Consider the following 13,169-nt stretch of genomic DNA (forward strand, 5'->3'; position numbering starts at 1 on the left):
GCTTCCAGCCTTCCCCGGGCGAACCGCCCGGAACAGGGCCGAAAGTCCGCTTCCGGGCAGGACCATTCGGCTACAGGGTTCAGCCGATCCGCTCCCAGCCGCGGCGCGGCCGGTGCATGCCCAGCTGCTCGTCGCGGCTGCGGTACACGATGTAGGGGCGGGTCAGGTAACCGAGCGGTGCGGTGAGCATGTGCACGAGCCGCGTGAACGGCCAGATGCCGAACAGCACCAGCGCACTCAGCGCGTGCAGCTGGAACAGGATCGGCACGCCGGTCATCAGGTCCGGGTCCGGCCGCAGGTAGAAGACCGACCGGAACCACGGCGACACCGTCTCCCGGTAGTTGTAGCCGCCGCCGACGATGTTGGCGGCCACGGTCGCGGCCAGCCCGAGCAGGATGGTCAGCGCCAGCACCGCGTACATCATCTTGTCGTTGCGGGTCGTCGCGGCGAACACGGGGCCGACGGTCCGGCGCCGGTAGATGAGGATCGCAAGGCCCGCCAGGGTGCAGAACCCGGCGATGGTTCCGAGGACGACGGCGACGATGTGGTACATGTGCTCGGTGACGCCGACGGCCTCCGTCCAGCCGTCGGGAATCACCAGCCCGCCGACGTGGCCGAGCGCCACGACGAGGATCCCGAAATGGAACAGCGGGCTCCCGATGCGCAGCAGCCGCCGCTCGTACAGCTGCGACGAACGGGTCGTCCAGCCGAACTTGTCGTAGCGGTACCGCCAGATGTGCCCCAGGACGAACACCGCGATGGTGACGTACGGCAGGGCCACCCACAGCAGGATGCCGGCGACGCCCGGTTCGCCGCCGTTCTCCGCGGCGAGGACGGGCAGCTGACTGGTCATGAACGGGCCTCCAGGACCGGATCGGGCAGGAAGACGGGACCGGAGGCCGTCGCGTCGCTTCCGTAGGGCGCGAGGCCGACCTCCTCCTCGGGCGGCCCCTCGGCGACGAGGCGGGCGACGGCGTCCTCGGTGCGGCCGGTCAGCGGCGGCAGCGTCGCCGAGACCGCGTCCAGGATCGCCAGCCACGGCGACCCGGCCTCGGTGAGCGCGAGACGCAGCAGCTCCAGGCCGGCGCGGTGCTCCAGCAGCAGCCGCCGCCCCTCCCGGAAGTCTCCCGTCGCGGCGAACTCCAGCACCACGGCCAGATGGTCGGGCAGTTCCCCGTCCTCCAGGACGAGCCCGGCCGCCTCGTACGCCTGCTTGAACCGCAGCAGGGCCATGCCCCGCTTGCGGGTGTCGCCGTAGGCGTAGTAGCTCAGGTAGAGGCAGCAGCGCCTGCGGTGGTCGAACGTGGCGACGTAGTCGGCCTCCAGGTCCGGCAGCGGTGTCGCGTCCAGATGGTCGAGGAAGCCGGCGAGCGGCGCCCCGGCGGACTCGGGCAGCCCCTCGGCGGCCCGGCGCAGCAGCGGGCGCCGCTCCAGCAGCTCGGCGTCGGGGTAGCCGAGCAGCAGCGACGCGACCTGCCAGGCCGTGGCCGCCTCGGTCTCGCTGAGCCCCGGCCTGCGCCCCGGTTTGAGACCGGCCGGTTTGAGCTTGGCTGAGTTGAGTCTCACGGCTTGGGCTCCGTTTCGGCGTCGCCGGAGTCGGCGGGCGGGTTGGTGCCGTCCGGCCCCGGTCCCTCCGCCCCGTCCTTGGACTTGGGGAACAGCCCTGCCGGGGCGCCCTTGCCGTCCCAGTTGAGCAGGTTGACGCGCTGGCTCTTGTTCTCCGGGTCGACGGGGTTGTCGGCGGTCTGGCGCTGCTGGAGCATCTGGAAGTTCTCCACGGCGACCGGGTTGGGGCCGCCGGACCCCTCACCGAACGGGCCCGAGCCGCCGCCCATGCCGGAGCCGCCCATGCCGGGTCCGCCCTCGTAGTTCAGGCTGCAGTCGGTGGCGAGCTCCTCCAGGCCGTGCGCCTGCTCGGCGTGCGCCGTCGGGATCACGTACCGCTCGTCGTACTTGGCGAGCGCCAGCAGCCGGTACATGTCGTACATGTCCTCGCCGGTCATCCCGACGCTCTCGGGGATGGAGTCGTCGGCGTCGCGGCCCAGATTGAGGTCGCGCATGTAGGACCGCATCGCGGCCAGCCGGCGCAGGACGGCGTCGACCGGGGCGGTGTCCCCGGCGGTGAACAGCTCCGCCAGGTACTCGACGGGGATGCGCAGCGCGTCGATCGCCGCGAACAGGTTCCCGGGGTCCTCGGCGTCGTGGCCGGTGTCGCGGACGACGTCCACGACCGGCGACAGCGGCGGGATGTACCAGACCATCGGCATCGTCCGGTACTCCGGGTGCAGCGGCAGCGCCACCTTGTAGGTGTTGATCAGCGCGTGGATCGGGGACCGCTGCGCGGCCTCGATCCAGTCGGTGGGGATGCCGTCCCGCTCGGCCGCCGCGATGACCTGCGGGTCGTTCGGGTCGAGGAACACGCTGCGCTGCGCCTCGTACAGGTCGGTGTCCTCGGGCGTCGACGCGGCCTCCAGCACCTTGTCGGCGTCGTAGAGGACCAGGCCGATGTAGCGGAGCCGCCCCACGCACGTCTCCGCGCACACGGTGGGGAGGCCGACCTCGATGCGCGGGAAGCAGAACGTGCACTTCTCGGCCTTGCCGGTCCGGTGGTTGAAGTACATCTTCTTGTACGGGCAGCCCGACACGCACATCCGCCAGCCGCGGCATTTGTCCTGGTCGACGAGGACGATGCCGTCCTCGGTCCGCTTGTAGATCGCGCCGGACGGGCAGGACGCGGCGCAGCTCGGGTTGAGGCAGTGCTCGCAGATCCGCGGCAGGTAGAACATGAAGGTCTGGTCGAACTCCATCTTCACCTTGTCGGAGATGTCCTTGAGCAGGACGTCCTTGTCTCCGTGCTCGATCGACCCGCCGAGGTCGTCGTCCCAGTTCGCCGACCACGTGATCTGCATGTCCTTGCCGGACAGCAGCGACTTCGGCCGCGCCACCGGGGTGTGCTCCTGGAGCGGGGCGTTGGTCAGGTTCTCGTAGTCGTAGGTCCAGGGCTCGTAGTAGTCGCTGATGCCGGGCAGCTTCGGGTTCGCGAAGATCGTCAGCAGCTTGCGGAACCGGCCGCCGCCCTTGAGCGTGAGGCGGCCGGCCCGGTTGAGCGTCCAGCCGCCCTTCCAGCGCTCCTGGTCCTCGTACTGGCGGGGGTAGCCCTGCCCGGGACGGGTCTCGACGTTGTTGAACCACACGTACTCGACACCGCTGCGGTTGGTCCACGCCTGCTTGCAGGTGACCGAGCAGGTGTGGCAGCCGATGCACTTGTCGAGGTTCATCACCATCGACATCTGGGCCATGACGCGCACCTAGTAGGTCACCTCCTGGGAACGGCGGCGGATCACGGTGACCTCGTCGCGCTGGTTGCCGGTCGGGCCGAGATAGTTGAACGCGAACGACAGTTGCGCGTACCCGCCGATGAGATGGCTCGGCTTGATCAGCAGCCGGGTCAGGGAGTTGTGGATGCCGCCGCGGCGGCCGGACGTCTCCGAGCGCGGGACGTCGATCAGCCGGTCCTGCGCGTGGTACATGTACACCGTGCCCTCCGGCATCCGGTGGGACACGATCGCGCGGGCGACGACGACGCCGTTGCGGTTGACGGCCTCGATCCAGTCGTTGTCGCGGACGCCGATCTTCTCCGCGTCCACGCCGCTCATCCAGATCACCGGGCCGCCGCGCGACAGCGACAGCATGAACAGGTTGTCCTGGTACTCGGAGTGGATCGACCACTTGTTGTGCGGAGTGAGGTACCGGACGGCCAGCCCCAGCTCGCCCGTCTCCCCCACCTGCGGCTCGCCGAACAGCGCGGTCATGTTGAGCGGCGGCCGGAACGTCGGCATCTGCTCGCCGATCTCCTCCATCCAGTCGTGGTCGAGGTAGAAGTGCTGCCGGCCGGTGAGCGTGTGCCACGGCTTGAGGCGCTCGACGTTGATGGTGAACGGGGAGTAGCGGCGCCCGCCGCTCTCCGACCCCGACCACTCCGGTGAGGTGATGACCGGGACGGGACGGGCCTGGGTGTCGGCGAACGTGATCTGCTTGCCCTCGTGCTCGGCGGCGAGGTCGGCGAGCCGGGTGCCGGTGCGTTTCTCCACGGCCCGGAAACCCTGCGTGGCCAGATGCCCGTTCGTCGTGCCGGACAGCGCGAGGATCGTCTCGCAGGCCTCCACGTCGCGTTTCAGCGAAGGCCGGCCGTCCGCCGGGCCGCCCCGCACGACGCCGTTCTTCTGCCGCAGGTACTCGACCTCGCGTCCGAAGTCGAACGTGACGCCCTTGGTGGTCCCGCCGAGCCGCTCTGCGAGCGGGCCGAGCGCCATCATCTTCGCGGCGACCGCGGCGTAGTCGCGCTCCACCGTCACGAGCTTCGGCAGCGTCACGCCGGGCACCGGCTCGCACTCGCCCTTCGCCCAGTCGGCGACGCGCCCGTGCGGCGTGGCCATCTCGTCCGGGGTGTCGTGCAGCAGCGGCACCGCGACGAGGTCCTTGCGGACGCCCAGGTGCCGCCCGGCGAGCCGGCTGAACGCGACCGCGATGTCCTGGAACGCCCGCCAGTCGCTGCGGGTCTGCCACGGCGGCGAGATCGCCGGGTTGAACGAGTGCACGAACGGGTGCATGTCGGTGGTGTTGAGGTCGTGCTTCTCGTACCAGGTCGCCGCCGGCAGGACGACGTCGGAATAGATCGTGGTGCTGGTCATCCGGAAGTCCAGCGACAGCAGCATGTCGAGCTTGCCGGCCGGGGCCTCGTCGTGCCAGACGACCTCCTTGGGACGGTCCTCCGGTGCGGTCTCGGCCGCGCGGACGGCGTTGTCGGTGCCGAGCAGGTGCTTGAGGAAGTACTCGTTGCCCTTGGCGGACGAGCCGAGCAGGTTGGCCCGCCAGACCGTCAGGACGCGGGGGAAGTTCTCCGGGGCGTCGGGGTCCTGGCAGGCGAACTTCAGCCGTCCCGCCTTCAGCTCGTCGACGACGTGGTCGCCGGCCTGCTTGCCGGCCGCCTCCGCCTCGTCGGCCAGGTCCAGGGGGTTGCGGTCGAACGTGGGGTAGGACGGCATCCAGCCCAGCCGCGCCGCCTGCGCGATGGTGTCGGCGGTGGTCCGCCCGGCCAGCTGCCCGCCGCCCGTCGCCGCGGACAGGGTGTCGGCGCCGAACTGGTCGTAGCGGAACTGGTCGGTGTGCAGGTACCAGTACGCGGTGCCGATCATCTGGCGCGGCGGCCGCCCCCAGTCGAGCGCGCCCGCGAGCTGCGCCCACCCGGTGATCGGGCGGACCTTCTCCTGCCCGACGTAGTGCGCCCAGCCGCCGCCGTTCACGCCCTGGCAGCCGGTCAGCGTCGTCAGCGCGAGGAAGGCCCGGTAGATCGTGTCGGAGTGGAACCAGTGGTTGGTGCCCGCCCCCATGATGATCATCGAGCGGCCGCGGGACTCCTCGGCGTTCGCGGCGAACTCGCGTCCGATGCGCTCGGCGGCCTGCGCCGGAACGCCCGTGATGCCCTCTTGCCACGCCGGGGTGCACGGCTCCGACGCGTCGTCGTACCCGGACGGCCACGAGCCGGGCAGCCCGTCGCGTCCCACCCCGTACTGGGCGAGCAGCAGGTCGAAGACGGTCGTGACCAGGTGGCCGCCCACGTTCCGGACGGGTACGCCCCGCCGCAGCGTCCCCGGCGAGCCGTCGGGGGCGTCGAAGCGGGCCAGCTCGACCTCCACGGCCTCGCCGCCCTCGCCGCCGTCGAGGGACAGCATCGGGTCGGCGTCGCCGAGGTCGAGGTTCCACTTGCCCTCGCCCGACTCGCCGTACCGGAAGCCGAGCGACCCGTTCGGGACGAGCGGATGCCCGGTGTTCGCGTCCAGGATCACGGTCTTGAACGCGGCGTTCTCGGAGCCGGCCTCGGCGCCCGGCAGGTCGGCCGCGGTGAGGAACTTGGACGGCACGTACCCGTCGCCGCGCTTCTCCACGCGCACCAGGAACGGCAGGTCGCTGTAGCGCTTGACGTAGTCGGTGAAGTACGGGACCTGCCGGTCGACGAAGAACTCCTTGAGGACGACGTGCCCCATCGCCATCGCGAGGGCGCCGTCCGTGCCGGGCTGAGCGGCGAGCCACTCGTCGGCGAACTTGACGTTGTCGGCGTAGTCCGGGGAGACCGCCACGACCTTCTGGCCCCGGTAGCGGGCCTCGGTCATCCAGTGCGCGTCGGGGGTGCGCGTCACCGGCACGTTGGATCCCCACATGATCAGGTATCCGGCGTCCCACCAGTCCCCCGACTCGGGGACGTCGGTCTGGTCGCCGAACACCTGCGGGGACGCGACGGGCAGGTCGGCGTACCAGTCGTAGAACGACAGCATCGTCCCGCCGATCAGCGACATGAACCGCGAACCGGACGCGTGCGACACCATCGACATCGCGGGGATCGGGGAGAACCCGGCGATGCGGTCCGGCCCGTGCTCGGCGATCGTGTGCACGTGGGCGGCGGCGACCATCTCCGTCGCCTCGTCCCACGTCGCCCGCACCAGCCCGCCGCGGCCGCGCGCCGCCTTGTACGTGCGGGCCTTCTCCGGGTCGGAGACGATCTCCCGCCACGCCTCCACGGGGTCGCCCGTCCGGGCCTTGGCCTCCCGGTACATCTCCAGCAGGACGCCGCGGACGTACGGGTACCGAACCCGGGTGGGCGAGTAGGTGTACCAGGAGAACGAGGCGCCGCGCGGGCAGCCGCGCGGCTCGTACTCCGGCCGGTCCGGGCCCACCGACGGGTAGTCGGTCTGCTGCGCCTCCCAGGTGATGATGCCGTCCTTGACGTACACCTTCCACGAGCAGGACCCGGTGCAGTTCACCCCGTGCGTGGAACGCACCACCTTGTCGTGCGACCAGCGGTCCCGGTAGAAGGCGTCGGCCTCCCGCCCGCCCGCCTTGGTCATCGTGCGCAGGTCGGGCGATACGCGGGCGCGGGTGAAGAACCTGCGGGTCCCCACCAGCGCCTCTTCCAGCGGCCCGTCCAAGCCTGGCCGCCCCTTGGTCGAACTCACGCTCGAATCCCTTTCTTCCACATCATTGGGGACAAACCACTGCGAGGCGCATCATTCCGTCCACCTCCGACGGAAGGTGCCATTTCAGGTGTCCTGGCGCGTCGCCACCTCGCGCCGGACGACCGTCGCGGTGAACAGCCCGGCCGACGCCGCCACGATCGCGAGCAGCAGCAGGCCGATCCGGTAGGACCCGAGGCTGCCCCAGAGGGCCCCCATCACCAGCGGCGGAACGAATCCTCCCAGACCGCCCGCGGCGCCGACCACCCCGGTGACCGCACCGACCTTGTTCGCCGGGGCGAGCTGCCCGACCAGCGCGAACGTCGCACCGGTACCGGCGCCGAGAGCGGCGGCCATGGACAGGAAGGCGATCGTGCCGAGCGGCATCAGCGCCGGAGCGAACGATTGGAGCACCGCGCCCGCCGCGGTCAGGCTCAGGGAGCCGATCATCACCGTGACCGCGCCGACCCGGTCCGACAGCCAGCCGCCGAGGGGGCGCATCAGCACCGCCAGCACCACGAACCCGCCCATCCGGGCCGCCGCGTCCGCCTGTGAGAGCCCGTACTCCGCCTTCAGGTACGTGGGCAGGTACACCGAGAACGCCACGTATCCGCCGAACACCACCGCGTACAGCGCCGCCATCTGCCATGTGACGCCGAGCCGTGCCGTCGCCGCCAGCCGCTTGGCCAGCGACCCCGCCGGCGCCGTGCGCCCCGGCGCCTCCCGCAGGACGAACCACGCCACCACCGCGTACACCGCGAGCAGCGCGGCCGTCAGCAGGAACGGGGTCGCGGCGCCGCCCGCGTCCGCGAGTTGCACGGTGGTCAGCGCGCTGATGGCGGTGCCGCCCATCCCGGCGCCGAAGATCCCGAGCGCCAGCCCGCGCCGCTCGGGGGGGAACCACCCGTTGACGTACGGGATCCCGACGGCGAACACGGTGCCGCCGATGCCGAGGAAGAACCCGCCCACGAGGAGCGACGACAGTGCCGACTGCCCGGCCAGCCCCAGATACAGGACGGGGACGATCGTGATGAGGGACAGCACCGGGAACATCACCCGGCCGCCGAACCTGTCGGTCAGCGCCCCCACCGGGATCCGCCCCAGCGATCCCACCACCACGGGCACGGCCACGAGCAGCGACTGCTGGAACGACGTCAGCGCCAGCTCTTCGAGGAAACGGGGGGCGAGGGGGCTGAGCAGCGCCCACGCCCAGAAGTTCACCGCGAACCCGAGGGTGGCCACCGCCAGCATGACCATCGGCCGGCCGCCGTCTCCGCCGCGTCCCGGCCCGGCCGGACCTCGCCCGGCGTCCCGGCGCGTCTCCGTCACGTCACGCACCACTTCCGTCATAGCAGCCCAATTTCCGTTGCATCTTCCCCGAGGCCGACCACGTAACCATGATCGGCTTCCGTCGGTTATCACCCTGGCCGACGCTCACATCCCCAGATAGGGACCTTCGTCCCGGAAAACGGAAGGAGGTTTCGATGCCCGGCCCCCACCCGCCGGATGAGCTCCGCGGAACGACATGCGGGCACGGCCGCCGCATGGCTCGCGCGGCCATGACCTACCGTTATCACCGTCCATCATGAGGCGATCGCGGGGTCCCGGCGGCACGGCCCCAGGAGACGGAGGCGGCGGCTTGAGCGGTCATCGCGAACTGGTGGGGGCGCTGCGGCGGGCCGGGGTGAGCGGGGTCGACGATTCGGCGCTCGCGCGGTCGATGTACTCGTCGGACGCCTCGCTGTACCGGGTGCCGCCGCAGGTCGTGGTGACGCCGCGGGAGGCGGGCGAGCTGCCGGCGGTGCTCGGGGTGTGCCGGGAGTTCGGGGTGCCGCTGACGATGCGCGGCGGCGGGACGTCCATCGCGGGCAACGCGGTCGGGGCCGGTGTGGTGGCGGACGTGAGCCGGCACCTGAACCGGGTGCTGGAGATCGACCCGGACGCGGGGACGGCGCTGGTCGAGCCGGGGATCGTGCAGGCGCGGCTGCATCAGGTGGCGGCGCGGCACGGGCTGCGGTTCGGGCCCGATCCGTCCACGCGGACGCGGGCCACGCTCGGCGGCATGATCGGCAACAACGCCTGCGGGTCGCGGGCGCTCGGATACGGGCGGACGAGCGACAACGTGCTCGGCCTGGACGTCGTCACCGGTTCCGGCGAGCGGCTGAGGCTCGGGGACGTGCCCGGCGGCGGCGGAGAGTCCGCGCTGCTCGAGCGGCTGCGGGGGCTGGTCGGCGACGACCTCGCCCTGATCCGGACGGAGTTCGGGCGGTTCGGCCGGCAGGTCTCCGGCTACTCCCTTGAGCATCTGCTTCCGGAGAAGGGCTTCGACGTCGCGCGGGCCCTGGTCGGCAGCGAGGGGACGCTCGCGCTGACGCTGGCGGCGCGGGTCCGGATGGTGCGCGAGCCCGAACGCCGGCTGCTGGCCGTCCTCGGGTTCGGGTCGATGGCGGAGGCCGCCGACGCCGTCCCGGCGATCCTGCCGCACGGGCCGGTGGCGTGCGAGGGGCTCGATTCGCGGATCACCGGCGTCGTGCGGGAGCGGCGGGGAGCCGACGCCGTGCCGCCGCTGCCGCGCGGGTCGGGGTGGCTGCTCGTGGAACTCGCCGGGGCCGAGGCGAGGGCGTTGCGGAGTGCGGCTCAGAAGGTCGCCGGCGAGTCCGGGTGCGTCGATTCGATGCTGGTCGAGGACATGGCGCTCGCCGACGCGCTGTGGCGGATCCGCGAGGACGGGTCGGGACTCGTGGCGCGGACGCCCGAGGGCGAGCAGGCCCATGCCGGGTGGGAGGACGCCGCGGTGCCGCCGGAGCGGCTGGGCGTGTACCTGCGCGAGTTCGAGGCGCTGCTGGGCGAGTACGGGCTCTTCGGCGTCCCGTACGGGCATTTCGGGGACGGCTGCATCCACGTCCGCATCGACTTCCCGTTCGGGCGCACCGATGGGCGGGCGGTCTTCCGCGATTTCCTGGGCGAGGCGGCGGCGCTGGCGGCCCGGCACGGCGGCACCATGTCCGGGGAGCACGGCGACGGGCGGGCCCGCAGTGAGCTGCTGCCGCACATGTACTCGGCCGAGGCGCTGGCGCTGTGCTCGGCCGTCAAGGACGTCTTCGATCCCGATGACGTGCTCAATCCGGGCATCATCGTCCGTCCGGCGCCCGTGGACGCCGATCTGCGCGCGGTGCAGGCCGTCCCGCTGACGCGCGGCCTGGGGCTCGCCCACCGCGACGACCGCGGCGACCTGTCGCGGGCCGTCCACCGGTGCACGGGGGTGGGCAAGTGCCGCGCCGACAACACCGCGTCGGGCGGCGTCATGTGCCCGTCGTATCTGGCGACCCGGGAGGAGAAGGACTCCACGCGCGGGCGGTCCCGGGTGCTGCAGGAGGTCGTCAGCGGGAAGCTCGGCCCGGACGGCTGGAAGTCCGACGCCCTGCACGATGTGCTCGACCTGTGTCTTTCCTGCAAGGGGTGCGCGTCCGACTGCCCGACCGGCATCGACATGGCGTCCTACAAGGCGGAGGCGCTGCACCGCAGGTACCGGCGGAGGGTCCGGCCGCGCGCCCACTATGCGCTGGGGTGGCTGCCCCGCTGGACGCGGCTGCTCGGCCGCGCCCCCGCGATGATCAAGGTCGCGAACGCCGGGATGCGGGCGCCGCTGCTGAGGCCGCTGGTCGCCTGGAGCGCGGGCATCGACCGGCGGCGCACGCTGCCCGCCTTCGCCCCCGTGACGTTCCGGCGCTGGTTCGCGTCGCGTCCGAGCGCCGTGCCCCATCGCGAGGAGCAGGGACGCCACGGTGACGTCGTCCTGTTCGTGGACAGCTTCACCGACGCGTTCTCACCGGACGTCGGCAAGGCCACGGTGAAGGTGCTGGAGCACGCCGGATACCGGGTCACCGTCACCGAACGTCCCGTGTGCTGCGGGATCACGTGGATCTCGACCGGGCAGCTGGACGGCGCCCGCGCGCAGGTCCGCCGCACCGTGCACGCGCTGCTCCCCCACGTCCGGCGCGGCGCGAAGGTCGTCGGGATGGAGCCGTCCTGCACGGGTGTGCTCAGGTCCGACGCGGAGGAGCTGCTGAGGGGCGTGGACGCCGCCGCGGCGCGCGAGGTGGCGGCCGCGACGCGCACCCTCGCCGAGCTGCTCGCCGAGACCGGCGACTGGACGCCGCCCGACTTGTCGGAGGTCACCGGGATCGCGCAGCCGCACTGCCACCACCACGCCGTCATGGGCTGGACGAAGGACGCCGCGCTGCTCGAGCGGGCGGGCGCCGACGTCGGCAGGCTCGGGAACTGCTGCGGGCTCGCGGGCAACTTCGGCGTCGAGAAGGGCCATCACGACGTGTCCGTCGCCGTCGCCGAGTACCAGCTGCTCCCGGCGGTGCGGAGGACCGGGGAGGACGAGGTCGTCCTCGCCGACGGCTTCAGCTGCCGCACCCAGCTCCGCGAGCTGGCCGGACGCGACGGCGAGCACCTCGCGCAACTGCTGGCCCGCCACCTGCCCTAGCCGCCGCGCTGCCGCTGGCCGAGGGTGCGGGACAGGGTGAGGGCGGCGGTGTGGACGGCGGGGGCGACCGCGGCCAGGCGCATCCGGCTCGACCACCCCGACACCGACAGGGCGCCGAGGACCAGGCCGTCGGGGCCGAGGACGGGGCTGGCCGCGCAGACGATGCCGTGGCCGGACTCCTCCCGGTCGTAGGCGACGCCCTCGCGGTGGATCGTCTCCAGTTCCCTCACCAGCAGCCCCGGCGCGACGACGCTGCGTTCGCTGGTCTTGACCAGACCCGCGTCCAGGACGGCCTTCACCACCTCCGGCGGCGAGAACGCCAGGATCGCCTTGCCGACGCCGGTGACGTGCGCGGGCAGGCGGCCGCCCACCTGGGACGGCAGCCGGGGCCCGCCGGACGAGCCGAGGATCTCCACGTAGACGACCTCTCCGCCCTCCAGTACCGCGAGGTGGACGGTCTGCCGGGTCGCCTCCCGCAGGTCCGACATGTAGGGGACGGCCGCGTCCCGCAGGACCCGCTGGCGCGGCACCCGCTGCCCGATCTCGAACAGCTTCAGGCCGAGCCGGACCCGCGTGCCCTGCCGTTCCAGCAGGCCGGCCTCGACGAGGTCGGCGGCGATGCGGTGCGCCGTCGACCGGGGCAGGCCGCTGCGGCGGGCGAGCTCGGCTGCGCCGAGGCCGTCGTCGTCCGCGCGGAAGGCGGTCAGCACCGCGACGGCGCGGCGCAGGAAGGTGTCGTCGGACGACATGGCCCCAATGTAGAAGAGCCGTCCCACCACGCGGGACGGCGGCGTTGCCCGCGGGGCCCCCGGCGGGGGAGGCTCGGGCCTGCGCAGGCGACGACCTGCGCGGACGATGAAAGGACAGCCATGGACCCGGGCTCGGTGGAGAAGGGCGCGGCGGCGCTGCTCGACGCGTACGCGACCGGCACCCCCATCCCGCCGCTGACGGCGAACCATCCGGACATGTCGGTCTCCGACGCGTACGCGGTCCAGCTCGCGCAGGTGCAGGCGTGGACGGGTGCGGGCGCTCGGATCAAGGGCCACAAGGTCGGGCTGACCTCGGCGGCGATGCAGCGGCAGATGGGGGTGAACCAGCCGGACTTCGGCGTGCTGCTGGACTCGATGTTCTTCCAGGACAGCGCACCCATCGACACCGGCCGGTTCCTGCAGCCCCGGATCGAGCCGGAGATCGCGTTCGTGCTGGGCCGTCCGCTGGCCGGTCCCGGCGCGACGGCGGCCGACGCGGTCGGCGCCGTCGAGTACGTGCTGCCGGCGCTGGAGGTCATCGACTCCCGGATCGCCGACTGGAAGATCACGCTCCCGGACACCATCGCCGACAACGCCTCCAGCGGCGGTGTCGTGCTCGGCACCCGCCCCGTCCGGCTGGACGGCCTGGACCTGTCGCTGATGGGCTGCCTGCTGCGCCGCGACGGCGATCTGATCGACACCGGCGCGGGCGGCGCGGTGCTGGGCTCGCCGATCAACGCGCTGGTCTGGCTGGCCAACGTCCTCGGCGAACGCGGCGTGACGCTGGAGGCGGGCCATGTGGTGCTGCCCGGCTCCATCACCGCCGCGGTGCCGGTCGCATCCGGTGAGACCCTCACCGCCACGTTCGCCGGGATCGGTTCCGTTACTGCCCGGTTCGGAAAGGAGGCATCGCAATGA

8 protein-coding genes are annotated in these 13,169 nt (G+C 72.1%); 2 read left to right on the forward strand and 6 right to left on the reverse strand.

All coding sequences use genetic code 11. The features are described from left to right. Positions 1 to 79: 79 nt before the first annotated feature. The 5 genes from narI to ACGFK0_RS22635 all read right to left on the reverse strand — a co-directional run bounded on the left by narI (position 80) and on the right by ACGFK0_RS22635 (position 8,357). Positions 80 to 853, reverse strand: coding sequence for a respiratory nitrate reductase subunit gamma (narI, locus tag ACGFK0_RS22615; RefSeq protein ID WP_392907662.1), 774 nt, complete (start codon positions 851 to 853; stop codon positions 80 to 82). Then, entirely contained in the window at positions 850 to 1,566 is a 717-nt protein-coding gene (gene narJ, locus ACGFK0_RS22620) for a nitrate reductase molybdenum cofactor assembly chaperone (protein ID WP_392907664.1), read from the reverse strand. The genes narI and narJ overlap by 4 nt, the downstream gene beginning before the upstream one ends. After that, complete coding sequence (gene narH, locus ACGFK0_RS22625; protein WP_392908262.1) at positions 1,563 to 3,299, reverse strand: nitrate reductase subunit beta; 1,737 nt, start codon at positions 3,297 to 3,299, stop codon at positions 1,563 to 1,565. The genes narJ and narH overlap by 4 nt, the downstream gene beginning before the upstream one ends. A gap of 9 nt (positions 3,300 to 3,308) precedes the next feature. Next, positions 3,309 to 7,010 carry a nitrate reductase subunit alpha gene (locus ACGFK0_RS22630; protein ID WP_392907667.1) on the reverse strand — a complete coding sequence of 1,234 codons (3,702 nt, stop codon included), beginning with the start codon at positions 7,008 to 7,010 and terminating at the stop codon, positions 3,309 to 3,311. Positions 7,011 to 7,094: 84 nt separating this feature from the next. After that, on the reverse strand, positions 7,095 to 8,357 hold the full coding sequence (locus tag ACGFK0_RS22635; protein WP_392907669.1) for an MFS transporter: 1,263 nt from the start codon (positions 8,355 to 8,357) through the stop codon (positions 7,095 to 7,097). Between the two features lie 289 nt (positions 8,358 to 8,646). Between ACGFK0_RS22635 and ACGFK0_RS22640 the strand changes: the two genes are divergently transcribed. Next, positions 8,647 to 11,502 (forward strand): FAD-binding and (Fe-S)-binding domain-containing protein, encoded by a 2,856-nt coding sequence (locus ACGFK0_RS22640; protein ID WP_392907672.1) that lies wholly within the window; start codon positions 8,647 to 8,649, stop codon positions 11,500 to 11,502. Here ACGFK0_RS22640 and ACGFK0_RS22645 read toward each other — a convergent pair. Further along, positions 11,499 to 12,251 (reverse strand): IclR family transcriptional regulator, encoded by a 753-nt coding sequence (locus ACGFK0_RS22645; RefSeq protein WP_392907675.1) that lies wholly within the window; start codon positions 12,249 to 12,251, stop codon positions 11,499 to 11,501. The two genes, ACGFK0_RS22640 and ACGFK0_RS22645, sit on opposite strands and share 4 nt — an antisense overlap. Before the next feature lie 120 nt (positions 12,252 to 12,371). On the opposite strand from ACGFK0_RS22645, the gene ACGFK0_RS22650 reads away from it, so the two are divergent. Continuing rightward, positions 12,372 to 13,169 carry a 2-keto-4-pentenoate hydratase gene (locus ACGFK0_RS22650; protein WP_392907678.1) on the forward strand — a complete coding sequence of 266 codons (798 nt, stop codon included), beginning with the start codon at positions 12,372 to 12,374 and terminating at the stop codon, positions 13,167 to 13,169.

Source organism: Spirillospora sp. NPDC048823, from assembly GCF_043198445.1.
Taxonomy (GTDB): Bacteria; Actinomycetota; Actinomycetes; order Streptosporangiales; family Streptosporangiaceae; genus Spirillospora.

Coding starts and splice junctions, on each gene's coding strand:
- ACGFK0_RS22635 (WP_392907669.1), bottom strand. CDS start 8,357: ATGACGGAAGTGGTGCGTGACGTGACGGAGACGCGCCGGGACGCCGGG.
- ACGFK0_RS22650 (WP_392907678.1), top strand. CDS start 12,372: ATGGACCCGGGCTCGGTGGAGAAGGGCGCGGCGGCGCTGCTCGACGCG.
- ACGFK0_RS22645 (WP_392907675.1), bottom strand. CDS start 12,251: ATGTCGTCCGACGACACCTTCCTGCGCCGCGCCGTCGCGGTGCTGACC.
- narI (WP_392907662.1), bottom strand. CDS start 853: ATGACCAGTCAGCTGCCCGTCCTCGCCGCGGAGAACGGCGGCGAACCG.
- narH (WP_392908262.1), bottom strand. CDS start 3,299: ATGGCCCAGATGTCGATGGTGATGAACCTCGACAAGTGCATCGGCTGC.